Genomic DNA, 22,781 nt, shown 5'->3' on the forward strand with positions numbered 1-22,781 from the left:
AGGTTCAATCCCTCAATGATGCCTGGAATCGCTCTTTTAATGCCTCTACACATTTGGCGACGGTAGCGGCAATCTCCTCTTCTTCGAGTGTACGGCTGGTATCTTGCAGGATCAGGCTTATGGCGAGGCTCTTATACCCCTCCGCAACACCCTTACCGCGGTACACGTCAAATAAGTTTACGCCAACTACCTGATTTACGCCAACTTTCTTACATTCGGATAAAATATCCGCTGCGGGAACGTTTTCTGCGACCACCACCGCGATGTCACGACGGTTCGCCGGGAAGCGAGAAATCTCGCGCGCCTGAGGCACCACGCGGTCTGCGAGCTTGTTCCACTCCAGTTCGAACACCAGAGTGCGACCGTTAAGATCCAGTTTACGTTCCAGTTCAGGATGAACAACCCCAACAAAACCAATACGTTCACCTTTCAGATAAATCGCTGCGGATTGCCCCGGATGCAGTGCCGGATTCGCTTCTGCACGGAACTCAACCTCATTCAGTTTACCAGTCAGGTCGAGAACGGATTCAAGATCGCCTTTCAAATCATAGAAATCAACGGTCTCTTTTGCCAGGTTCCAGTGCTCTTCGTAACGGTTACCGCAAATCACACCGGCTAACATCAGATCCTGACGAATGCCCAACGGTGCCTGAGTATCTGGCACGAAACGCAGACCGCTTTCGAAAATGCGTACACGATTCTGCTGACGGTTCTGGTTGTACACCACGGTTGCCAGTAGGCCGGTCCACAGAGAAAGACGCATTGCTGACATTTCAACGGAAATCGGGCTTGGCAGCAGTAACGCTTCAACCCCTGGATGGATCATCTGCTGCACTTTCGGATCAACGAAGCTATAGGTGATCACTTCCTGATAGCCTTTGTCGTTGAACAGCGTTTTCACGCGCTTGAGCGACAGGTCAGCTTCACGGTGAGTACCCATAATCAGGCTTGCCTGTACCGGCTCATCCGGGATGTTGTTGTAGCCGTAAACACGCGCGACTTCTTCGACCAGATCTTCTTCAATCTCCATATCGAAACGCCAGCTCGGCGCAACTGCCTGCCACTCGTCTTTGCCTTCGGTCACTTCGCAGCCGAGACGACGCAGAATGTCAGTTACCTGCTCATCCGCAATATGATGGCCGATCAGGCGATCCAGTTTGCTACGACGTAAAGTGATGGTTGCACGCTTCGGCAGCGTTGCTTCGCTGGTGATATCAATTACCGGACCAGCCTCACCACCGCAGATGTCGATCAGCAAACGGGTCGCACGTTCCATCGCTTTGTACTGCAGTGCCGGATCAACGCCACGCTCATAACGGTGAGACGCATCAGTATGCAGGCCATGACGACGAGCACGACCGGTGATAGACAGCGGGCTAAAGAAAGCGCATTCCAGCAGCACGTTTTGCGTTTCGTCATTCACGCCAGAGTGTTCGCCACCAAAGATACCGCCCATCGCCAGCGCCTTGTTGTGGTCGGCGATAACCAGGGTGTCGGCATTCAGCTTCGCTTCAGTGCCGTCGAGCAGCACCAGCGTTTCGCCCTCTTTCGCCATCCGCACCACAATGCCGCCTTCAATGCGATCTTTATCGAAAGCGTGCATCGGCTGGCCCAGTTCGAGCAGCACATAGTTGGTGACGTCAACAACTGCATCGATAGAACGGATCCCGCAACGACGCAGTTTTTCTTTCATCCACAGCGGAGTTGGCGCTTTAACGTTAATGCCTTTTACCACACGGCCAAGATAACGCGGGCAGGCTTCCGGCGCTTCGACTGTAATCGGCAGCGTGTCGTCGATGGTCGCACCAACCGGAACGATTTCCGGTTCAACCAGCGGCAGCTGATTCAGCACGGCAACGTCACGCGCAACACCAATGATACCTAAACAGTCGGCACGGTTTGGCGTTACGCTGATTTCGATGGTGTTGTCATCGAGTTTCAGGTATTCGCGGATGTCAGTGCCAATCGGCGCATCTGCAGGCAGTTCGATAATGCCGCTGTGATCGTCAGAAATTCCCAGTTCAGAGAAGGAGCACAGCATCCCTTCAGACGGTTCGCCACGCAGTTTCGCCGCTTTAATTTTGAAATCACCCGGCAGAACAGCACCAATGGTCGCTACCGCCACACGCAGGCCCTGACGGCAGTTTGGCGCACCGCAGACGATGTCCAGCAGGCGATCGCCGCCGACATTCACTTTTGTCACACGCAGTTTGTCAGCGTTCGGATGCTGCGCACACTCAACCACTTCACCAACTACCACGCCGTGGAAGCTACCGGCAACCGGCTCTACACCGTCAACTTCCAGGCCCGCCATAGTGATTTGATTTGCCAGCGCATCGCTATCAATCGCCGGGTTCACCCATTCGCGTAACCACAGTTCACTGAATTTCATAATCTATTCCTGCCTTATTTAAACTGTTTGAGGAAACGCAGATCGTTTTCGAAGAATGAACGCAGGTCGGTGACGCCGTAACGCAACATAGTCAGACGCTCCATCCCCATCCCGAAGGCGAAACCAGAGTAAACTTCCGGGTCGATGCCAACGTTACGCAGCACGTTCGGATGCACCATCCCGCAGCCCAGTACTTCCAGCCATTTACCGTTTTTACCCATGACATCCACTTCTGCAGAAGGTTCGGTAAACGGGAAGTAGGAAGGACGGAAGCGAATCTGCAAATCTTCCTCAAAGAAGTTACGCAGGAAGTCGTGCAGCGTGCCTTTCAGGTTGGTAAAGCTGATGTTGGTATCAACAATCAGACCTTCCATCTGATGGAACATCGGCGTGTGAGTCTGGTCGTAGTCGTTACGATAAACACGGCCAGGCGCGATGATACGAATCGGTGGCTGCTGGGCTTTCATGGTGCGGATCTGTACGCCAGAGGTCTGGGTACGCAGCAGGCGGGTAGCGTCAAACCAGAAAGTGTCGTGGTCAGCGCGCGCCGGGTGGTGACCAGGAATGTTCAGAGCATCGAAGTTATGATAATCGTCTTCGATTTCCGGCCCGGTTGCCACGGTAAAGCCAAGCTCACCGAAGAAACTTTCGATACGGTCGATGGTACGGGTAACCGGATGCAGACCGCCGTTTTCAATGCGACGACCTGGCAGAGAGACATCAATCGTTTCCGCCGCCAGACGCGCATTCAGTGCAGCGCTTTCCAGTTCCGCTTTACGCGCATTCAGCGCCTGCTGAACCTGCTCTTTCGCTTCGTTGATAACCGCACCAGCTGCCGGACGCTCTTCTGGCGGCAGCTCACGCAGGGTCGTCATCTGAAGGGTTAAGTGCCCTTTTTTACCCAAATATTCGACGCGCACATTATCTAACGCGGCAACATCTGACGCCTGGCTAATGGCCGCCTTCGCACTGGCAACCAGTTCTGCGAGATGTGACATGGTTTTCCTCATTGTGTCAGTGGTGACACTGGTTCGTTGGACTTAGAGCCTATCCCATCAGGCTATTTTACTTGCCATTTTGGTCCCGGGCAGTGCTCGAAATCCTCACGTACTTAAGTACGCTCCGGTTTCTCCGCACTGGCCGTGTCCAGACTGGCTGCGACAATTACGCCTGATAGACTGGCTTTTTATTTTTCAAAACGCGCATACAAAAAAAGCCTCCACTGGGAGGCTTTCAGGCGCTGTTTTCCGTTTCTCTTCTCACGCGCTAGCCTCCTGGATTCAGGTGCTAAAGTAAAAAAAGAAGCGGAAAATAGCAGCATTCATTGCTTGCGTTACCTTTTGGTACTCTTCAAAAGACCTTTATTGAAAAGGCTACGGCGATAAAAGTCAATGTTTTGATGGCGTTGAAACGAAAAGAGGGAGACTAGCTCCCTCTTTCAACTGGCTTATGCCAGAGCTGCTTTCGCTTTTTCAACCAGAGCGGTGAACGCTACTTTGTCGAATACTGCGATATCAGCCAGGATCTTACGGTCGATTTCAACAGAGGCTTTTTTCAGGCCATTGATGAATTTGCTGTAAGAAATACCGTTCTGACGTGCTGCTGCGTTGATACGCGCAATCCACAGTTGACGGAACTGACGCTTACGTTGACGACGGTCACGGTAAGCATACTGACCAGCTTTGATAACAGCCTGGAAGGCAACGCGGTATACGCGAGAACGCGCACCGTAGTAGCCTTTAGCTTGTTTCAAAATTTTCTTGTGACGTGCGCGTGCAATAACACCACGTTTTACGCGAGCCATATGTGCTCTCCTGTATCTATATTCTAATTAAAAAGTTAAAAACGTTAACGGCTTATGCGTACGGCAGGCACGCGATTACCAGGCCCAGATCGCCTTTGGAAACCATGGCTTTCGGACGCAGGTGACGTTTACGTTTGGTCGCTTTTTTGGTCAGAATGTGACGCAGGTTAGCGTGCTTGTGCTTAAAACCACCTTTACCGGTTTTTTTGAAGCGCTTAGCAGCACCGCGTACGGTCTTAATTTTTGGCATTTTAATAACTTCCACTTCGCATTGTTGATAAACGAAACAAAGGCGAACAAAGCCTGTGAAGCCCGAAGGCTCCACAGACAGTGCTACTTGAAGGCCTTACTGTTTCTTCTTAGGAGCGAGCACCATGATCATCTGGCGGCCTTCGATCTTCGTTGGGAAGGATTCGACCACTGCCAGTTCTTGCAAATCGTCTTTCACGCGATTAAGCACTTCCATACCGATTTGCTGGTGCGCCATCTCACGACCGCGGAAACGCAGCGTGATTTTGGCTTTATCACCCTCTTCGAGAAAGCGAATCAGGCTGCGGAGTTTTACCTGATAGTCGCCTTCATCTGTACCAGGACGGAATTTAATTTCCTTAACCTGGATAACTTTTTGCTTTTTCTTCTGTTCCTTAGAAGACTTGCTCTTTTCATAGAGGAATTTGCCGTAATCCATTATACGACAAACCGGCGGCTCGGCGTTAGGGCTGATCTCGACTAAGTCTACTCCGGCTTCTTCTGCTTTCTCCAGAGCTTCTCTCAGACTCACAATACCAAGCTGCTCGCCTTCCAGACCTGTTAAGCGAACTTCCTGGGCGCGAATTTCGCCATTGATACGGTTAGGGCGCGCCGTTTGAACTCGTTTTCCGCCTTTAATACCTTATTCCTCCAATTGTTTAAGACTGCGGCTGCGAATCTCTTGTTGCAGCTTCTCGATCACTTCATTTACGTCCATGCTTCCCAGGTCTTTACCACGGCGGGTGCGAACGGCAACTTTGCCTGATTCCACCTCTTTATCACCACAGACCAGCATATATGGGACGCGACGCAAAGTGTGCTCGCGGATTTTAAAGCCAATCTTCTCATTTCTCAAGTCTGCTTTAACACGAATGCCCGCATTTGATAGTTTTTGCGTCAATTCGTTAACGTAATCAGACTGTGAATCGGTAATATTCATGATAACAACCTGAACCGGCGCAAGCCAGGTCGGGAAGAAACCAGCGAATTCTTCGGTCAGGATACCGATGAAACGTTCCATCGACCCAAGAATTGCGCGGTGAATCATTACCGGTACCTTACGCTCGTTGTCTTCGCCCACATAGGAGGCGCTCAGACGAGACGGCAAGGAGAAGTCCAGCTGTACTGTACCGCACTGCCATGCACGATCGAGGCAGTCATACAGGGTAAATTCAATTTTCGGACCGTAGAAAGCGCCTTCACCCAGTTGATATTCAAACGGGATGTTGTTTTCTTCCAGCGCAACCGCCAGGTCCGCCTCAGCACGATCCCACATTTCGTCGCTGCCAATACGTTTTTCAGGACGAGTGGAGAGTTTGACGACGATCTTCTCGAAGCCAAAAGTGCTGTACATATCATAGACTAAACGGATACATCCGTTAACTTCATCGCGAATTTGTTCTTCAGTACAGAAGATATGCGCGTCATCCTGGGTAAATCCACGCACGCGCATCAGGCCATGCAGCGAACCTGACGGCTCGTTACGGTGGCAGCTACCAAACTCGGCCATACGCAGCGGCAGATCGCGATAAGACTTCAGCCCCTGGTTGAAAATTTGTACGTGACCCGGGCAGTTCATCGGCTTAATGCAGTATTCACGGTTCTCAGAAGACGTGGTGAACATTGCATCTTTGTAGTTGTCCCAGTGACCGGTTTTTTCCCACAGGACACGGTCCATCATGAACGGACCTTTAACTTCCTGATACTGGTACTCTTTCAGTTTAGAACGAACAAACACTTCCAGTTCACGGAAGATGGTCCAGCCGTCGTTGTGCCAGAATACCATACCCGGCGCTTCTTCCTGCATATGGTACAGGTCGAGCTGTTTACCGATTTTACGGTGGTCGCGTTTCGCGGCTTCTTCCAGGCGCTGCAGGTAAGCGTTAAGTGCTTTTTTGTCTGCCCACGCCGTACCGTAAATACGTTGCAACATTTTGTTGTTGCTGTCGCCACGCCAGTAAGCCCCTGCCGTTTTCATTAGTTTGAAATGATGGCAGAAACGCATGTTCGGTACGTGCGGACCGCGGCACATATCGACATATTCTTCATGGAAGTACAGACCTGGCTTGTCATCATGGGCGATGTTTTCGTCAAGAATGGAGACTTTGTAGCTCTCCCCACGGTTGGCGAAAGTTTCACGCGCTTCGTGCCAGCTGACTTTCTTCTTAATGACGTCGTAGTTTTTCTCAGCAAGCTCATGCATCCGCTTCTCGAGTGCTTCGACATCTTCCTGGGTTAACGTGCGGTCAAGATCAACGTCGTAATAAAAACCGTTGTCAATAACCGGGCCGATTGCCATTTTGGTATGCGGCCAAAGTTGTTTAATCGCGTGCCCTAACAGGTGCGCACAGGAGTGACGAATGATCTCCAGACCTTCTTCGTCTTTCGCGGTAATGATCGACAGTTGTGCGTCGTTTTCAATCAGATCGCAAGCATCAACCAGTTCGCCATTAACGCGCCCTGCGATACAGGCTTTCGCCAGACCTGGACCAATGTCCAGCGCAACATCCATGGGGCTTACAGCGTGATCGTAATGGCGTTGGCTGCCATCAGGAAGAGTTATAACAGGCATTTTATATCCTTATTTGCAGTGGTGACCCACACGAAAGATCACATACAAAGAAAAATTTGTTTATTAACAGTTCATTGCGAAACCATCTAGCCAACAAATGCTAAATTGGTTCGCAATCAGGTACACAAATGAAAGACATTAACCTCTCACCTTCCACCCGGTTGAGCGATGTTAACACTAAAAAAAGGGAGATTGTACCTTTCCGTTTCACATTGATTCGATTCGCAATTCGTTTGTAGTGAGTACACCAGCAAAACGCTTAAAGAACAACTGATAACATCACGGTGCGTCTGAAAGGTTTACTGCGAGCTGATTTACAGCAGCATAAACTGAATCCAGCAAAGTTCGTTGCGTGATTTGGCGGTAGTATTTAAACGATCATGAGATTAATGACGAAGTGGTCATATCGCAATGATAAAAGTGACACAATTCTTATAGCAATTTTTCGTGCACATTTCGTTCTGGCGATAATAATTAATCATCATCCTCAAAACCTCCAGATATATATAAGGCGAATAGATTATGAGTCAAAACGATATCATTATCAGAACTCATTATAAGTCTCCTCATAGATTGCACATCGATAGCGACATACCAACGCCTTCATCAGAGCCTATTAGTCAATTTGCGCGCCAACTCATCACCCTACTTGATACCTCTGACTTAAGTTCGATGCTGTCATACTGTGTTACTCAGGAATTTACCGCAAACTGTCGAAAAATATCACAAAATTGTTATTCCACTGACCTTTTTACCATTAACTTTGCCACTTCACCCATCCATGCAGAAAATATACTCATTACATTACACTATAAAAAAGAAATCATTTCCTTATTACTGGAAACCACGCCTATTAAAGCTAACCATTTGCGAAGCATACTGGATTATATTGAACAGGAACAGTTAACTGCCGAAAAACGTAACCATTGTATGAGGCTGTCTAAAAAAATCCATAGAGAAAAAACCATACAACCAACAGTAAATCTCAATGGTAGTGCATTTTTTTTGCAATCTCCTTCTGACGCTATTTTTTGTCGCCATCTGTCATTGCAATACGCCCTTGATTCACTGAGAAATGGAAAAGGCAAAGTCAATCTGATTAAACATTACTCCTCCGTTGAATCCATACAGCAGCATGTCCCCTTAGTCCGGGACGCGGAGTTCAGAGCATTACTTCGCCATCCTCCTGCAGGGAGTCGCGTTATCGCGAGTAAGGATTTTGGCTTCGCTTTAGATATTTTCTTCTGTCGAATGATGGCAAACAATGTCAGTCATATGTCTGCGGTTTTATATATAGACAATCATACTTTGTCAGTAAGGCTACGAATAAAGCAGTCGGCGTATGGGCAATTAAATTATGTTGTGTCCGTTTACGACCCGAACGATACCAACGTTGCCGTCAGAGGCACCCACAGGACAGCACGGGGCTTTCTCTCGCTTGATAAGTTCATCAGTTCAGGTCCCGATGCTCAGACCTGGGCTGATAGGTATGTTCGCAACTGTGCAATTGCTATTCTGCCCCTATTACCTGAGGGAGTTCCAGGGGCTATTTTCACGGGTATCGCGACACGAATGCCATTTGCCCCTATACATCCATCGGCAATGTTGTTAATAATGGCCACAGGCCAGATTCAACAGCTTATTACATTATTCAGACAGTTGCCCATACTCCCTGAAAAAGAAATCATTGAAATAATAACTGCGCAGAATAGCGTTGGTACACCTGCTTTATTTTTGGCTATGATGAACGGACATACTGACAACGTGAAAATATTTATGCAAGAAATTCAGTCACTGGTAGATAATCACATCATTCATGAAGATAATCTGGTTAAATTGTTGCAAACTAAAAGTGCTAACGAAACACCTGGACTCTATATCTCCATGTTGTATGGATTTGATGAAATAATCGATATCTTTCTGAATGCATTAACCACTCCAATAGCACAAGAGCTTTTAAACAAAAAACTGGTGATGAGTATTTTAGCCATGAAAATACATGATGGTGAGCCAGGATTATATGCCGCAATGGAAAATAATCACCCTTTGTGTGTCACACGGTTCCTCTCTAAAATTAATGGCATCGCCTTTAAATACAAGTTGAGCAAAGCTAACATCATGGATTTATTAAAAGGAGCTACAGCACAGGGAACCCCTGCATTATACATCGCCATGAGCAAGGGTAATGAAGACGTCGTGTTATCTTATATATCGACGCTAGGTGCTTTTGCAAAAAAACATTCTTTTAGTCAACATCAGTTATTTACACTGTTGGCTGCTAAAAATCATGACAACATGTCAGCTGTTCATATAGCCATTCATCATAATCATTATAAAACTGTAGAAACATATTATGCTGCTATAAATGTAATCAACCAAAGCCTGAGTTTTAGTGCTGATGAATTAAAGACGTATTTATAACCAACTATTTACGATATATATGTTGATGCATAATTTTATTTTTTCATAAAACGCAGAAACAGTGATCAGGTGTACAACGCCACCCGACGGCTGTAATAACAAAAAATCCCTTGATGCCTGTCCCTTTTGTTACACTCCGTTATCACGCACAAGAGATATGCAGGACACTGGTATGCCGACTAAACGCTTTGATAAAAAACACTGGAAGATGGTGGTGGTGCTACTGGCAATCTGTGGCGCTATGTTGTTGCTACGTTGGGCAGCAATGATTTGGGGCTGAGCAGTGACAAACGAAGACAGCCAGACCGCATAACACGGTCCGGCAGATAATTTTACATGCTGTAGCCCAGCGATAAGGTTGTCCGACGGTCGGTATGTTCCGGTGCAGACTCTGGAGGTTCAGAGTTCCATGTGACGTTGTAAGCCACCTTCAGTCCAAAATGTTCATTAATAGCAACATTTAATGCGCTTTCGGAGTTCAGCGTTGTGTCTTCCGCGCCAAAGACGGAAACACCCTGCGTAAATTTAGCGTTGTCAGTCAGCTGCCATGCATAAGCACCGGAGGCATAGCCCAGCGGCTGAGTTTCACTGGCATTGTCGGTATATTTGTCGTAACGCACACCTGGACCGAATTCAAAGCGGAAACTGTGTACCGGGCCATTCAAAAACTGACGACCATAACCCGCGGTCAACACATCGCGCTCTCGATAGCCGTTATAACGGTCTGTCAGCCAGCTTGCCTGACCAAATAAATAGTCATAATCAGTTAAATTAAAACGGCTACGCCCGCCCGCCGCATATTTTTCTGAAGAACGCTCATCATTAGAAGAAGTATTACTGGCGTTCCCCCACAACGACCAGGCAGTGGTTTGTCCATACCAGGTCATGGTGGTGTCAGCCGTAAGTGAGGAGCTTTTCGTATTGCCTGATTGTGCAAGATATCCTGCGTTCAGATTACCTTCGAAAGGTTTTTTAGCGCTGGCAGGATCGTCCATGACAGTAAAAACGGAATCATCGGCAGCTGCATTCAGTGACGCAAACATGCCCCCCGCCAACATAACGATGGCAGGAACTGTCTTCAAAAGCTTCATTTATCAAGAGTCCGTACAACAAAAAAAGAGACCATCGCGGTCCCGGAAACTTTCTTAAGGATCAAAGATTAGCGTCCCTGGAAAGGTAACGAATTATAAAAAGGCGCGCATAACTTAGCAATGTATTCTTATTTCATTTTTTGAATAAGCATATGGCGAAAACAGATTTTTATTTATATATATTTATCTGCAAAATTTTAAATAAAGCTCCAATAAATCATATTGTTAATTTCTTCACTTTCCGCTGATTCGGTGCCAGACTGAAATCAGCCTATAGGAGGAAATGATGGTACGTATCTATACGTTGACACTTGCGCCCTCTCTCGATAGCGCAACAATTACCCCGCAAATTTATCCCGAAGGAAAACTGCGCTGTACCGCACCGGTGTTCGAACCCGGGGGCGGCGGCATCAACGTCGCCCGCGCCATTGCCCATCTTGGAGGCAGTGCCACAGCGATCTTCCCGGCGGGTGGCGCGACCGGCGAACACCTGGTTTCACTGTTGGCGGATGAAAATGTCCCCGTCGCTACTGTAGAAGCCAAAGACTGGACCCGGCAGAATTTACACGTACATGTGGAAGCAAGCGGTGAGCAGTATCGTTTTGTTATGCCAGGCGCGGCATTAAATGAAGATGAGTTTCGCCAGCTTGAAGAGCAAGTTCTGGAAATTGAATCCGGGGCCATCCTGGTCATAAGCGGAAGCCTGCCGCCAGGTGTGAAGCTGGAAAAATTAACCCAACTGATTTCCGCTGCGCAAAACCAAGGGATCCGCTGCATCATCGACAGTTCTGGCGAAGCGTTAAGTGCAGCACTGGCGATTGGTAACATCGAGTTGGTTAAGCCTAACCAAAAAGAACTCAGTGCGCTGGTGAATCGCGAACTCACCCAGCCAGACGATGTCCGCAAAGCCGCGCAGGAAATCGTTAATAGCGGCAAGGCCAAACGGGTTGTCGTTTCCCTGGGTCCACAAGGAGCGCTGGGTGTTGATAGTGAAAACTGCATTCAGGTGGTGCCACCACCGGTGAAAAGCCAGAGTACCGTTGGCGCTGGTGACAGCATGGTCGGCGCGATGACACTGAAACTGGCAGAAAATGCCTCTCTTGAAGAGATGGTTCGTTTTGGCGTAGCTGCGGGGAGTGCAGCCACACTCAATCAGGGAACACGTCTGTGCTCCCATGACGATACGCAAAAAATTTACGCTTACCTTTCCCGCTAACAAAAACATTCCCCCAGCATTGGGGGAATCATCACCAACCTGTCGGCAACGCGTTTCTCCGACTATGCTCAAAAGTCATGTGATAACAAAGGGGTGAACTATGGCCAGTGGCGATCTTGTCCGTTATGTCATAACCGTCATGTTGCATGAGGATACATTGACTGAAATTAACGAGTTGAATAATTACCTGACTCGCGACGGTTTTTTGCTCACCATGACGGATGATGAGGGAAATATCCATGAGCTGGGGACTAACACTTTTGGACTTATCAGTACCCAAAGTGAAGAAGAAATTAGAGAACTGGTTTCGGGGCTTACCCAAAGTGCAACCGGCAAAGATCCTGAAATCACCATCACGACCTGGGAGGAATGGAATAGCAACAGAAAATAAATGGTTTTTGGGCAATAATCAGTCTGTGGTGTGCGTTAGCTCGTGTTTTTACACCGCATTCTTGCGCTAACCTTATGATCTGGCAGACAACATGGGAGAGACATCATGTGGCAGGCAATCAGTCGTCTTTTGAGCGAGCAGTTAGGTGAAGGCGAAATCGAACTGCGTAATGAACTGCCTGGCGGAGAAGTCCATGCCGCATGGCATTTGCGCTATGCAGGACATGACTTTTTCGTCAAATGTGATGAAAGGGAACTGCTTCCCGGTTTTACCGCCGAAGCCGACCAACTGGAGTTACTGTCGCGTAGTAAAACCGTCACCGTGCCTAAGGTTTGGGCAGTTGGCGCTGACCGTGACTACAGTTTTCTGGTGATGGATTATCTCCCACCTCGTCCGCTGGATGCGCATAGCGCATTTATTCTTGGTCAGCAAATTGCGCGTTTACATCAATGGAGTGACCAACCACAATTTGGCCTCGATTTCGATAACGCGCTCTCCACAACTCCACAGCCCAACACCTGGCAACGTCGCTGGTCAACGTTTTTTGCTGAACAACGGATTGGCTGGCAATTGGAACTGGCAGCAGAAAAAGGGATCGCTTTCGGCAATATCGACGCCATCGTAGAGCATATTCAGCAGCGTCTCGCCTCACATCAACCGCAGCCCTCTCTGTTGCACGGCGATTTATGGTCCGGCAACTGTGCGCTGGGTCCGAATGGCCCGTACATTTTCGACCCGGCCTGCTACTGGGGTGACCGAGAGTGCGACCTGGCGATGTTACCGCTGCATACTGAACAGCCGCCACAAATCTATGACGGCTATCAGTCAGTATCCCCGCTACCTGCCGATTTCCTTGAACGTCAACCGGTTTACCAACTCTACACGCTCTTAAATCGTGCAAGATTATTTGGCGGTCAGCATTTGGTTATTGCTCAGCAGTCACTGGATAGATTATTAGCAGCATGATAAGGGTTGAAGATAATGGCCGCTCCGTGCGGCCTTTTGATTAAATAAACCCAAGCAGAGAAAAGAACACATAACCTGCAGCAATACAAATAACCGGCAGGATATACAGTGAGAAAAACTGCAGGAAAATAGTATGGTGCGGAACAACAATACGTGACTCAATTTGTTCACGCGTTAGCCCCTCTTCCCCTTTGGCTTTTTCCAGAATGAGTTGATCTTCAACACCTTCCCGCAAGAAGCGCGCCTGGCGACTCATCCGGGCACCGGAATCCTGCAACGCCAGTCCGACAAAAATCAGGATGAAAATCACCCAGAACATAACGTTCACGCCACCATTAAAATTGGGCGTCGGGGAGTTATACCAGAATAGATTCAAAAAAGGCGTATTCGCCTGCATCATATCGATCATGACATGAGTAAAGTCGAGCATGACCGCATTAATGCCTTCCTGGTTTTCCTGCCGGGTATTCATAAATTTCAGCAAAGAAATCAATGTAGAGATCAATGCAGGTATAAAAATCACCCAACCCAAAATCCTTTTCAAAACAGCAATGCGTCCAGCTTGTTGATACGTCATGAGTTCTCCTTGATTAAGACGCGTCGTTTCACTTAGTTTACCTGTAGATATCTGTTTTCGCCCATTCTTTAAAGGCGATATGATAGGCGCTTAATCATAAGCACGGCTTAATACCTTACACATAATGCTCTAAAGGAGAGGTTGTAATGTCAACCCCGCGTCAGATTCTTGCTGCAATTTTTGATATGGATGGATTACTTATCGACTCAGAACCTTTATGGGATCGAGCCGAACTGGATGTGATGGCAAGCCTGGGGGTGGATATCTCCCGTCGTAACGAGCTGCCGGACACCTTAGGTTTACGCATCGATATGGTGGTCGATCTTTGGTACGCCCGGCAACCGTGGAATGGGCCAAGCCGTCAGGAAGTAATAGAACGGGTTATTGCCCGTGCCATTTCACTGGTTGAAGAGACACGTCCATTATTACCAGGCGTGCGCGAAGCCGTTGCGTTATGCAAAGAACAAGGTTTATTGGTGGGACTGGCCTCCGCGTCACCACTACATATGCTGGAAAAAGTGTTGACCATGTTTGACTTACGCGACAGTTTCGATGCCCTCGCCTCGGCCGAAAAACTGCCTTACAGCAAGCCGCATCCGCAAGTATATCTCGACTGCGCAGCAAAACTGGGCGTTGACCCACTGACCTGCGTAGCGCTGGAGGATTCGGTAAATGGCATGATCGCCTCTAAAGCAGCCCGCATGCGTTCCATCGTCGTTCCTGCGCCAGAAGCGCAAAATGATCCACGTTTTGTATTAGCAAACGTCAAACTCTCATCACTGACAGAACTCACCGCAAAAGACCTTCTCGGTTAATGACCAGGGGCAGTGATCACGCTGCCCCTGGTTCTTTATCTGAATTTGCATTCAACTGACGGATTAATCGTCAATTTAAGAGAAAGAGTTACACCGTCACCACTTCCGTGCACTGTATAAAAATCCTATACTGTACGTATCGACAGTTTAGTGAGTTTTATCATGACGGCGGAAGGTCACCTTCTCTTTTCTATTGCTTGTGCGGTATTTGCCAAAAATGCCGAGCTGACGCCCGTGCTGGCACAGGGTGACTGGTGGCATATTGTCCCTTCCGCAATCCTGACGTGTTTGTTACCGGACATCGATCACCCAAAGTCGTTTCTTGGGCAGCGATTAAAGTGGATATCAAAACCGATCGCCCGCGCTTTTGGGCATCGTGGTTTTACCCACAGTCTGCTGGCGGTATTTGCGCTGCTGGCAACCTTTTACCTTAAGGTTCCTGAAAGCTGGTTCATTCCGGCTGATGCGCTACAAGGAATGGTGCTGGGTTATTTAAGCCACATACTTGCCGATATGCTGACACCCGCCGGTGTTCCCCTGCTCTGGCCATGCCGCTGGCGTTTCCGCTTGCCTATCCTGGTTCCCCAAAAGGGTAACCAACTGGAACGTTTTATCTGCATGGCACTATTTGTCTGGTCGGTATGGATGCCCCATTCATTACCCGAGAACAGCGCTGTTCGTTGGTCATCGCAAATGATCAATACCTTGCAGATCCAGTTTCATCGGCTTATTAAGCATCAGGTTGAATACTAAAAAGGCAAAAATCACCTTTCTGGAATAAGCAATTCCATTTGAATATAAGAGCCAACTCACAGTTCTGTTAATCTTGCGCCAACACTATGACTGCTACGCAGTGATAGAAATAATAAGATCAGGAGAACGGGGATGAACTTTCCATTAATTGCGAACATCGTGGTGTTCGTTGTACTGCTGTTTGCGCTGGCTCAGACCCGCCATAAACAGTGGAGTCTGGCGAAAAAAGTGCTGGTGGGTCTGGTGATGGGTGTGGTTTTTGGCCTTGCCCTGCATACCATTTATGGTTCTGACAGCCAGGTACTTAAAGATTCTGTACAGTGGTTTAACATCGTTGGTAACGGCTATGTTCAACTGCTGCAAATGATCGTTATGCCGTTAGTCTTCGCCTCTATTCTGAGCGCGGTTGCCCGTCTGCATAACGCATCTCAGTTAGGTAAAATCAGTTTTCTGACCATCGGTACGCTTTTGTTTACCACGCTGATTGCGGCGCTGGTCGGTGTGCTGGTCACCAACCTGTTTGGTTTGACGGCTGAAGGTCTGGTTCAGGGTGGTGCAGAAACTGCACGTCTGAACGCCATCGAAAGTAACTATGTTGGTAAAGTCTCTGACCTGAGCGTTCCGCAGCTGGTCTTGTCCTTTATCCCGAAAAACCCGTTTGCCGATCTGACCGGAGCCAATCCGACGTCAATTATCAGCGTGGTAATTTTTGCCGCATTCCTCGGTGTAGCTGCGCTGAAACTGCTGAAGGATGATGCGCCGAAAGGTGAACGCGTCTTAACCGCTATCGATACCCTGCAAAGCTGGGTGATGAAACTAGTTCGCCTGGTCATGCAGTTGACCCCTTACGGCGTTCTGGCACTAATGACCAAAGTGGTTGCAGGTTCTAACCTGCAAGACATCATCAAACTGGGAAGTTTCGTTGTCGCGTCCTACCTCGGTCTGCTGATTATGTTTGCAGTGCATGGCATTCTGCTGGGCATTAATGGCGTGAGTCCGCTGAAGTACTTCCGTAAGGTATGGCCTGTGCTGACGTTTGCCTTTACCAGCCGTTCCAGTGCTGCGTCTATCCCACTGAATGTGGAAGCACAAACGCGTCGTCTGGGCGTTCCTGAATCCATCGCCAGTTTCGCCGCCTCTTTCGGTGCGACCATTGGTCAGAACGGCTGCGCCGGTTTGTATCCGGCAATGCTGGCGGTGATGGTTGCGCCTACGGTTGGCATTAACCCGCTGGACCCGATGTGGATTGCGACGCTGGTCGGTATTGTTACCGTTAGCTCCGCAGGCGTTGCCGGTGTCGGTGGTGGTGCAACTTTCGCCGCACTGATTGTGCTGCCTGCGATGGGCCTGCCAGTAACCCTGGTGGCGCTGTTAATCTCCGTTGAACCGCTTATCGACATGGGCCGTACGGCGCTAAACGTTAGTGGCTCGATGACAGCTGGCACGCTGACCAGCCAGTGGCTGAAGCAAACCGATAAAGCCATTCTGGATAGCGAAGACGACGCCGAACTGGCACACCATTAATTCTTATGCTGGCAACGGTCCGTTTTGTATAGGGGCCGTTGCCTTACTTTTTAAATGTTCCATCGCGGCGATGCATACTGACTCATATTTAAACAGATCGTCAGCGAAAAAAATGTCCAACTTATCAATACATTCCTGGCTCAATGAATGTGCCTGTAGCGAGAAGCTTAAAACCTCATACCCGAGACGTTTTCTAAGTGAACTATCTGGAATACTCATAATATCTTCAAGTATACCACTTCCCATTCCCGGAAGATTTAGTGGATTAAAAAGAAGATTGATATTAAGCATTGATATTATCGAAGGAAACTTTAGGAGACTCTCATTTTTTTGAATCGCAGCAAAAATGCTCCCGACAGGATGTATATAATTTTGTTCATAGTATATAGTCCTTAAATAGTGAATAACCAACCTGTTTTTTATACTGATCAAATTGGTCATTTTTTCTGGGCGAAATACAGAAGTAACATCCATTCCAATAAAATCTTTATTTATACCTCTTATCCGAATTTCACTACCATAAAGATTATTAATTATTACTCTATATTTAACATTGTCCTGCAGATATGTATCAAAACTAAGTGCTGGCGCTCCTGGCTTTGAGGCATCATAGTTAATGTTAGACATATAGGCAATCATATAATTAAAATTTGATTCTTCTATTTCATCGCAGTCACATTGACCCGTTGATATAAAGAAAGTGAGTGCCGCCATGGTAGACTGCAGCCTTTCTTTAAAAGAGTCGAAAGCCAGGCTTTTAATATTTAAATCACCATAATTACTCTGTATTAAGTTTGTAGAAAACATCTCCCGCCTCATATTGTTAACAAAATTATTATCTCATTTAAATCTAAGTCATTTACAATATAAGTTTAAGAGCGACGCCACAGGATGAACTATCAAAAATAGCTCATCATGATTAGCAAAACTTAACCATTTTAAAATAAATAAACAATTAAAGAAAAAAGATCACTTATTTATAGCAATAGATCGTCAAAGGCAGCTTTTTGTTACAGGTGGTTTGAATGAATGTAGCAATGAAATACAAAATTTCAGGCCATGTAACTCCCGGCAAAACCGGGAGGTACGTAATCCTTACTCAGTCACTTCCCCTTCCTGGCGGATCTGATTTGCCCAACGCTGGGCGGATTCAGGCACAGTAAACGCCGGTGAGCGCAGAAATGACTCTCCCATCAGTACAAACGCAACATATTTGCCACGCAGCATCCAGACATCACGAAACGAATCCATCTTTATCGCATGTTCTGGCGGCGCGGGTTCCGTGCGTGGGACATAGCTAATAATCTGGCGGTTTTGCTGGCGGAGCGGTTTCTTCATTACTGGCTTCACTAAACGCATATTAAAAATCAGAAAAACTGTAGTTTAGCCGATTTAGCCCCTGTACGTCCCGCTTTGCGTGTATTTCATAACACCGTTTCCAGAATAGTCTCCGAAGCGGGGTCTGGCTGGTGGTCTATAGTTAGAGAGTTTTTTGACCAAAACAGCGGCCCTTTCAGTAATAAATTAAGGAGACGAGTTCAATGTCGCAACAAAACGAAAAGAACCCACATCAGCACCAGTCACCACTACACGATTCCAGCGAAGCGAAACCGGGGATGGACTCACTGGCACCTGAGGACGGCTCTCATCGTCCAGCGGCTGAACCAACACCGCCAGGTGCACAACCTACCGCCCCAGGGAGCCTGAAAGCCCCTGATACGCGTAACGAAAAACTTAATTCTCTGGAAGACGTACGCAAAGGCAGTGAAAATTATGCGCTGACCACTAATCAGGGCGTGCGCATCGCCGACGATCAAAACTCACTGCGTGCCGGTAGCCGTGGTCCAACGCTGCTGGAAGATTTTATTCTGCGCGAGAAAATCACCCACTTTGACCATGAGCGCATCCCGGAACGTATTGTTCATGCACGTGGATCAGCAGCTCACGGTTATTTCCAGCCATATAAAAGCTTAAGCGATATCACCAAAGCGGATTTCCTCTCAGATCCGAACAAAATCACCCCAGTATTTGTACGTTTCTCTACCGTTCAGGGTGGTGCTGGCTCTGCCGATACCGTGCGTGATATCCGTGGCTTTGCCACCAAGTTCTATACTGAAGAGGGTATTTTTGACCTCGTTGGCAATAACACGCCAATCTTCTTTATCCAGGATGCGCATAAATTCCCCGATTTTGTTCATGCGGTAAAACCAGAACCACACTGGGCAATTCCACAAGGGCAAAGCGCCCACGATACTTTCTGGGATTATGTTTCTCTGCAACCTGAAACTCTGCACAACGTGATGTGGGCGATGTCGGATCGCGGCATCCCCCGCAGTTACCGCACCATGGAAGGCTTTGGTATTCATACCTTCCGCCTGATTAATGCCGAAGGGAAGGCAACGTTTGTACGTTTCCACTGGAAACCACTGGCAGGTAAAGCCTCACTCGTTTGGGATGAAGCACAAAAACTAACCGGACGTGACCCGGACTTCCACCGCCGCGAGTTGTGGGAAGCCATTGAAGCAGGCGATTTTCCGGAATACGAACTGGGCTTCCAGTTGATTCCTGAAGAAGATGAATTCAAGTTCGACTTCGATCTTCTCGATCCAACCAAACTGATCCCGGAAGAACTGGTGCCCGTTCAGCGTGTCGGCAAAATGGTGCTCAATCGCAATCCGGATAACTTCTTTGCCGAAAACGAACAAGCAGCATTCCATCCAGGTCATATTGTTCCTGGTCTGGACTTCACCAACGATCCCCTGTTGCAGGGACGTTTGTTCTCCTATACCGATACACAAATCAGTCGTCTTGGTGGGCCGAATTTCCATGAGATTCCGATTAACCGCCCGACCTGCCCTTACCATAATTTCCAGCGTGACGGCATGCATCGTATGGGGATCGACACTAACCCGGCGAATTATGAACCGAACTCGATCAACGATAACTGGCCGCGCGAAACACCACCGGGGCCGAAACGCGGCGGTTTTGAATCATACCAGGAGCGCGTGGAAGGCAATAAAGTTCGCGAGCGCAGCCCATCGTTTGGCGAATATTATTCCCATCCGCGTCTGTTCTGGCTAAGTCAGACGCCATTCGAGCAGCGTCATATTGTCGATGGTTTCAGTTTTGAGTTAAGCAAAGTCGTTCGTCCCTATATTCGTGAGCGCGTTGTTGACCAGCTGGCGCATATTGATCTCACTCTGGCCAAGGCGGTGGCGAAAAATCTCGGTATCGAACTAACTGACGACCAGCTGAATATCACCCCACCTCCGGACGTCAACGGTCTGAAAAAGGATCCATCCTTAAGTTTGTACGCCATTCCTGACGGTGATGTGAAAGGTCGCGTGGTAGCGATTTTACTTAATGATGAAGTGAGATCGGCAGACCTTCTGGCCATTCTCAAGGCCCTGAAGGCCAAAGGCGTTCATGCCAAACTGCTCTACTCCCGAATGGGTGAAGTGACTGCGGATGACGGTACGGTGTTGCCTATAGCCGCTACCTTTGCCGGTGCGCCTTCGCTGACGGTCGATGCGGTCATTGTCCCTTGCGGCAATATCGCGGATATCGCTGACAACGGCGATGCCAACTACTACCTGATGGAAGCCTACAAACACCTTAAACCGATTGCGCTGGCGGGAGACGCGCGCAAGTTCAAAGCAACAATCAAGGTCGCTGACCAGGGTGAAGAAGGGATTGTGGAAGCTGACAGCGCCGACGGTAGTTTTATGGATGAACTGTTAACGCTGATGGCAGCACACCGCGTGTGGTCACGCATTCCTAAGATTGACAAAATTCCGGCGTAAATATGGATAAGGTCACGTCCCCTGGGGAGTGACCTTACCACCTTACTTACACATCAAGATAACTACCCAACCGATAACCACGCTCAGCAATTGCATATTTCAACGACGCTGATGTCAGCACTTCCAGCTCCGTTAACCGTGGGAAACAGTAAGCACTCTGGCGAATCGTATTATCGACAAACGCCGGATGGCACATGACTTCCAGCGAGCGTTCCCCGCGATGGCTGGAATCATCAAGCACTTGCAGGAACAGTGCCTCGCTAATCTCTTCACCATAAAACGCGCTACTGAATCCGTGCGAACTGCGCAGATTAGCCGGTAAATCACCAGCGTTAGATAGCGGCTGACGGTCGATGCGTAACGCAATCCCCTCTTCAGCCGCAAACCTGGCAACAATAGGGAAAATCTGCGGGAACATATGCACATGATGATGGCTATCAAGATGCGTAGGTTTGCGTCCAAATAGCTCAATGAAACGCAAATACTGACTGGCAAGCTCCTGAGTAATTTCTTCCAGCGGTAAAGCATCTTCTTCTGCCAACTGCCAGATCCATTTTCCCAGCACACCATCGCGAGTTAACCCCGGCATAGCTGTCAGTGGCTTGCCCATAGTAAGGACAAAGTGCATCCCTATGGCCAGACTCGGTTCATCACGACTCAACTGCACCGCATGGTCAATAGCCTGCCCATTCACCAGCGCCGTCGTCGATGTGACAATCCCATTGCGACAGGCCTCGATAATGCCGTAGTTCTGACCTTTGCTTAAGCCAAAATCATCGGCATTAACAATCAGTAAGCGTTCCATAATCAGCCTCGGTTAATGTGCTTTTTTAAGCTCTGCGATGCAGTCGGCAAAATTTGGCAGCCATTTCTCGTGCGCCAGAATCATCTCGCGTGCCAGCAGCTCAGCATCGCGATCGGAATGCACCAACGGACTAAGGTTTAGCGCCAGTAACACATCGTTAAATTCTCCGCTAAGTGCGGCGTTGCTGGCAGCAATCTCGAAGCCTTTAATGGTGTGAATCAGCCCCATCACTTTATCATCGAAATGCGTAATGCGCGGATGTGGCGTCGCGCCATCGCGCCCCAGCTTACAGGTCATTTCTACCGCCCAGTCTGCCGGAATATTATCAATATGCCCATGATGCGGGATATTAACGTAATGTTCTGCTTGCTTGTCGTTGTAGATAGCGTTGATCACTTCGCACGCTGCATCAGAGTAATAAGCCCCACCGCGCTGTTCCAGTTCTTTCGGCTTAACTTTCAACTCCGGGTTTTTATACAGCTCAAAAAGTTGTTTCTCGACTTTCTGTACTACCTGCGCTCGTGCGCCGCCTTTGTAGTATTCGCCCATTTCAATAGCCAGCATCTCTTTTTGCTTGAAGTAATAAAGCAAATAAGAACACGGCAACAGATTCAGCGAACGAATTAAGCCTTCGCTAAATGGCAGATCGAAAATATTTTTAACGCCAGATGCTTTTAACTGCCCGGATGCCACACCATCAAGTAATTCGGCAAAGCGAGATTTGCCATTTACCAGCACATCCTTAATGAACACCATATGGTTGAGGCCGAACAGATCGATAGATAAATCATCGCTGTCTTTCAGCATCAGAACATCGCGAATAAACATCTTCATGCCGATCGGAATATTACACACGCCGATAAAGCGTTTAAATCCGGTATGACGATAAACGGCTTCAGTGACCATTCCCGCCGGGTTAGTGAAGTTAATCACCCATGCATTCGGACAAAGTTCTTCGACATCTTTTACGATGTCAAAAATCACCGGAATGGTACGCAGACCTTTAAACAGACCGCCCGCGCCGTTGGTTTCCTGACCAAGATAACCATGACTTAATGGAATACGTTCATCCAGTTCGCGCGCCGGTAATTGGCCTACGCGCAGTTGGGTAGTAACGAAATCAGCATCTTTCAATGCTTCGCGGCGATCCAGCGTTTTATAAAGCTTCATCGGGACGCCAGCGTTATCAATCATCCGTTGGCAGAGATCGAAAATAATATCCAGTTTAGCTTTGCCACCTTCGACATCCACCAGCCATAATTCGCTGACCGGCAATTCGTGATAACGCTTAATAAATCCTTCCAGTAACTCCGGGGTATAGCTGCTCCCGCCACCAATAGTGACGACTTTTAATTTCTGGCTCATAATTTCTCCCTTCAGTACAGAATACTGATATCTGGCA

The 22,781-nt window shown here is 48.2% G+C and carries 22 protein-coding genes and 1 other annotated feature; of the genes, 9 read left to right on the top strand and 13 right to left on the bottom strand.

Annotation, left to right across the window (positions count from 1 at the left end; all coding sequences use genetic code 11):
• Positions 1 to 4 precede the first annotated feature (4 nt).
• From pheT to thrS, 7 genes are all read right to left on the bottom strand, one after another.
• Positions 5 to 2,392, bottom strand: coding sequence for a phenylalanine--tRNA ligase subunit beta (gene pheT / locus ACJHW7_RS08925; protein WP_021556867.1), 2,388 nt, complete (start codon positions 2,390 to 2,392; stop codon positions 5 to 7).
• 14 nt (positions 2,393 to 2,406) lie between these two features.
• Positions 2,407 to 3,390: a phenylalanine--tRNA ligase subunit alpha gene (pheS, locus tag ACJHW7_RS08930; RefSeq protein WP_000018588.1), complete on the bottom strand. Its 984-nt coding sequence runs from the start codon at positions 3,388 to 3,390 to the stop codon at positions 2,407 to 2,409.
• A gap of 208 nt (positions 3,391 to 3,598) precedes the next feature.
• Positions 3,599 to 3,723, bottom strand: a sequence feature (Phe leader region).
• Positions 3,673 to 3,717 carry a pheST operon leader peptide PheM gene (pheM, locus tag ACJHW7_RS08935; RefSeq protein WP_001386830.1) on the bottom strand — a complete coding sequence of 15 codons (45 nt, stop codon included), beginning with the start codon at positions 3,715 to 3,717 and terminating at the stop codon, positions 3,673 to 3,675. It overlaps the preceding feature by 45 nt.
• Positions 3,724 to 3,839: 116 nt before the next feature.
• The gene (rplT, locus tag ACJHW7_RS08940) at positions 3,840 to 4,196 is read right to left on the bottom strand and encodes a 50S ribosomal protein L20 (protein WP_000124850.1); all 357 of its coding nucleotides are present in this window, start codon (positions 4,194 to 4,196) and stop codon (positions 3,840 to 3,842) included.
• 52 nt (positions 4,197 to 4,248) lie between these two features.
• Positions 4,249 to 4,446 (bottom strand): 50S ribosomal protein L35, encoded by a 198-nt coding sequence (gene rpmI, locus ACJHW7_RS08945; RefSeq protein WP_001124225.1) that lies wholly within the window; start codon positions 4,444 to 4,446, stop codon positions 4,249 to 4,251.
• A 96-nt stretch (positions 4,447 to 4,542) separates the two neighbouring features.
• Positions 4,543 to 5,085: a translation initiation factor IF-3 gene (infC, locus tag ACJHW7_RS08950; RefSeq protein ID WP_001700733.1), complete on the bottom strand. Its 543-nt coding sequence runs from the start codon at positions 5,083 to 5,085 to the stop codon at positions 4,543 to 4,545.
• Positions 5,086 to 5,088: 3 nt separating this feature from the next.
• On the bottom strand, positions 5,089 to 7,017 hold the full coding sequence (gene thrS / locus ACJHW7_RS08955; protein ID WP_001144199.1) for a threonine--tRNA ligase: 1,929 nt from the start codon (positions 7,015 to 7,017) through the stop codon (positions 5,089 to 5,091).
• Positions 7,018 to 7,539: 522 nt separating this feature from the next.
• Here thrS and espL1 point away from each other — a divergent pair.
• Positions 7,540 to 9,438, top strand: a complete 1,899-nt coding sequence (espL1, locus tag ACJHW7_RS08960; protein WP_021556868.1) for a type III secretion system effector EspL1 — start codon at positions 7,540 to 7,542, stop codon at positions 9,436 to 9,438.
• A gap of 172 nt (positions 9,439 to 9,610) precedes the next feature.
• Positions 9,611 to 9,718: a small membrane protein YniD gene (yniD, locus tag ACJHW7_RS08965; RefSeq protein WP_001142445.1), complete on the top strand. Its 108-nt coding sequence runs from the start codon at positions 9,611 to 9,613 to the stop codon at positions 9,716 to 9,718.
• A gap of 52 nt (positions 9,719 to 9,770) precedes the next feature.
• On the opposite strand, the gene ACJHW7_RS08970 is transcribed toward yniD, so the two are convergent.
• On the bottom strand, positions 9,771 to 10,529 hold the full coding sequence (locus ACJHW7_RS08970; protein WP_000771396.1) for a YdiY family protein: 759 nt from the start codon (positions 10,527 to 10,529) through the stop codon (positions 9,771 to 9,773).
• Positions 10,530 to 10,815: 286 nt separating this feature from the next.
• On the opposite strand from ACJHW7_RS08970, the gene pfkB reads away from it, so the two are divergent.
• The 3 genes from pfkB (at position 10,816) to ACJHW7_RS08985 (ending at position 13,102) form a co-directional block, all read left to right on the top strand.
• Complete coding sequence (gene pfkB, locus ACJHW7_RS08975; protein ID WP_000251735.1) at positions 10,816 to 11,745, top strand: 6-phosphofructokinase II; 930 nt, start codon at positions 10,816 to 10,818, stop codon at positions 11,743 to 11,745.
• Positions 11,746 to 11,845: 100 nt separating this feature from the next.
• A complete protein-coding gene (ghoS, locus tag ACJHW7_RS08980; protein WP_000146159.1) occupies positions 11,846 to 12,136 on the top strand; it encodes a type V toxin-antitoxin system endoribonuclease antitoxin GhoS in 291 nt (96 codons plus the stop codon).
• A gap of 105 nt (positions 12,137 to 12,241) precedes the next feature.
• Entirely contained in the window at positions 12,242 to 13,102 is an 861-nt protein-coding gene (locus tag ACJHW7_RS08985) for a fructosamine kinase family protein (protein WP_021556869.1), read from the top strand.
• Positions 13,103 to 13,142: 40 nt separating this feature from the next.
• Here ACJHW7_RS08985 and ACJHW7_RS08990 read toward each other — a convergent pair whose 3' ends face one another.
• Positions 13,143 to 13,679 (bottom strand): YniB family protein, encoded by a 537-nt coding sequence (locus tag ACJHW7_RS08990; RefSeq protein WP_000222172.1) that lies wholly within the window; start codon positions 13,677 to 13,679, stop codon positions 13,143 to 13,145.
• A gap of 146 nt (positions 13,680 to 13,825) precedes the next feature.
• On the opposite strand from ACJHW7_RS08990, the gene hxpB reads away from it, so the two are divergent.
• From hxpB to tcyP, 3 genes are all read left to right on the top strand, one after another.
• Positions 13,826 to 14,494: a hexitol phosphatase HxpB gene (gene hxpB, locus ACJHW7_RS08995; RefSeq protein WP_021556870.1), complete on the top strand. Its 669-nt coding sequence runs from the start codon at positions 13,826 to 13,828 to the stop codon at positions 14,492 to 14,494.
• A 162-nt stretch (positions 14,495 to 14,656) separates the two neighbouring features.
• The gene (locus ACJHW7_RS09000) at positions 14,657 to 15,247 is read left to right on the top strand and encodes a metal-dependent hydrolase (protein WP_001295408.1); all 591 of its coding nucleotides are present in this window, start codon (positions 14,657 to 14,659) and stop codon (positions 15,245 to 15,247) included.
• Between the two features lie 132 nt (positions 15,248 to 15,379).
• On the top strand, positions 15,380 to 16,771 hold the full coding sequence (tcyP, locus tag ACJHW7_RS09005; protein WP_001010706.1) for a cystine/sulfocysteine:cation symporter: 1,392 nt from the start codon (positions 15,380 to 15,382) through the stop codon (positions 16,769 to 16,771).
• 3 nt (positions 16,772 to 16,774) lie between these two features.
• On the opposite strand, the gene ydjO is transcribed toward tcyP, so the two are convergent.
• Positions 16,775 to 17,578 carry a protein YdjO gene (ydjO, locus tag ACJHW7_RS09010; protein ID WP_021556871.1) on the bottom strand — a complete coding sequence of 268 codons (804 nt, stop codon included), beginning with the start codon at positions 17,576 to 17,578 and terminating at the stop codon, positions 16,775 to 16,777.
• 288 nt (positions 17,579 to 17,866) lie between these two features.
• A complete protein-coding gene (gene cedA, locus ACJHW7_RS09015) occupies positions 17,867 to 18,130 on the bottom strand; it encodes a cell division activator CedA (RefSeq protein WP_001241561.1) in 264 nt (87 codons plus the stop codon).
• Between the two features lie 182 nt (positions 18,131 to 18,312).
• Here cedA and katE point away from each other — a divergent pair, with 182 nt between their 5' ends.
• On the top strand, positions 18,313 to 20,574 hold the full coding sequence (gene katE / locus ACJHW7_RS09020; protein WP_021556872.1) for a catalase HPII: 2,262 nt from the start codon (positions 18,313 to 18,315) through the stop codon (positions 20,572 to 20,574).
• 46 nt (positions 20,575 to 20,620) lie between these two features.
• On the opposite strand, the gene chbG is transcribed toward katE, so the two are convergent.
• Together chbG and celF are read right to left on the bottom strand one after the other, a co-directional pair.
• Complete coding sequence (gene chbG / locus ACJHW7_RS09025) at positions 20,621 to 21,379, bottom strand: chitin disaccharide deacetylase (protein WP_000440441.1); 759 nt, start codon at positions 21,377 to 21,379, stop codon at positions 20,621 to 20,623.
• Between the two features lie 12 nt (positions 21,380 to 21,391).
• Complete coding sequence (celF, locus tag ACJHW7_RS09030; protein WP_000078747.1) at positions 21,392 to 22,744, bottom strand: 6-phospho-beta-glucosidase; 1,353 nt, start codon at positions 22,742 to 22,744, stop codon at positions 21,392 to 21,394.
• Between the last annotated feature and the right edge of the window lie 37 nt (positions 22,745 to 22,781).

This window comes from Escherichia sp. WS1152 (assembly GCF_046487665.1).
GTDB classification, from domain to species: Bacteria; Pseudomonadota; Gammaproteobacteria; order Enterobacterales; family Enterobacteriaceae; genus Escherichia; species Escherichia coli.

What these genes read in the sequence shown, in the direction of transcription:
- pheT (WP_021556867.1), bottom strand. Translation starts at nt 2,392, where the DNA reads ATGAAATTCAGTGAACTGTGGTTACGCGAATGGGTGAACCCGGCGATT.
- pheS (WP_000018588.1), bottom strand. Translation starts at nt 3,390, where the DNA reads ATGTCACATCTCGCAGAACTGGTTGCCAGTGCGAAGGCGGCCATTAGC.
- rplT (WP_000124850.1), bottom strand. Translation starts at nt 4,196, where the DNA reads ATGGCTCGCGTAAAACGTGGTGTTATTGCACGCGCACGTCACAAGAAA.
- rpmI (WP_001124225.1), bottom strand. Translation starts at nt 4,446, where the DNA reads ATGCCAAAAATTAAGACCGTACGCGGTGCTGCTAAGCGCTTCAAAAAA.
- thrS (WP_001144199.1), bottom strand. Translation starts at nt 7,017, where the DNA reads ATGCCTGTTATAACTCTTCCTGATGGCAGCCAACGCCATTACGATCAC.
- espL1 (WP_021556868.1), top strand. Translation starts at nt 7,540, where the DNA reads ATGAGTCAAAACGATATCATTATCAGAACTCATTATAAGTCTCCTCAT.
- yniD (WP_001142445.1), top strand. Translation starts at nt 9,611, where the DNA reads ATGCCGACTAAACGCTTTGATAAAAAACACTGGAAGATGGTGGTGGTG.
- ACJHW7_RS08970 (WP_000771396.1), bottom strand. Translation starts at nt 10,529, where the DNA reads ATGAAGCTTTTGAAGACAGTTCCTGCCATCGTTATGTTGGCGGGGGGC.
- pfkB (WP_000251735.1), top strand. Translation starts at nt 10,816, where the DNA reads ATGGTACGTATCTATACGTTGACACTTGCGCCCTCTCTCGATAGCGCA.
- ghoS (WP_000146159.1), top strand. Translation starts at nt 11,846, where the DNA reads ATGGCCAGTGGCGATCTTGTCCGTTATGTCATAACCGTCATGTTGCAT.
- ACJHW7_RS08985 (WP_021556869.1), top strand. Translation starts at nt 12,242, where the DNA reads ATGTGGCAGGCAATCAGTCGTCTTTTGAGCGAGCAGTTAGGTGAAGGC.
- ACJHW7_RS08990 (WP_000222172.1), bottom strand. Translation starts at nt 13,679, where the DNA reads ATGACGTATCAACAAGCTGGACGCATTGCTGTTTTGAAAAGGATTTTG.
- hxpB (WP_021556870.1), top strand. Translation starts at nt 13,826, where the DNA reads ATGTCAACCCCGCGTCAGATTCTTGCTGCAATTTTTGATATGGATGGA.
- ACJHW7_RS09000 (WP_001295408.1), top strand. Translation starts at nt 14,657, where the DNA reads ATGACGGCGGAAGGTCACCTTCTCTTTTCTATTGCTTGTGCGGTATTT.
- tcyP (WP_001010706.1), top strand. Translation starts at nt 15,380, where the DNA reads ATGAACTTTCCATTAATTGCGAACATCGTGGTGTTCGTTGTACTGCTG.
- ydjO (WP_021556871.1), bottom strand. Translation starts at nt 17,578, where the DNA reads ATGTTTTCTACAAACTTAATACAGAGTAATTATGGTGATTTAAATATT.
- cedA (WP_001241561.1), bottom strand. Translation starts at nt 18,130, where the DNA reads ATGCGTTTAGTGAAGCCAGTAATGAAGAAACCGCTCCGCCAGCAAAAC.
- katE (WP_021556872.1), top strand. Translation starts at nt 18,313, where the DNA reads ATGTCGCAACAAAACGAAAAGAACCCACATCAGCACCAGTCACCACTA.
- chbG (WP_000440441.1), bottom strand. Translation starts at nt 21,379, where the DNA reads ATGGAACGCTTACTGATTGTTAATGCCGATGATTTTGGCTTAAGCAAA.
- celF (WP_000078747.1), bottom strand. Translation starts at nt 22,744, where the DNA reads ATGAGCCAGAAATTAAAAGTCGTCACTATTGGTGGCGGGAGCAGCTAT.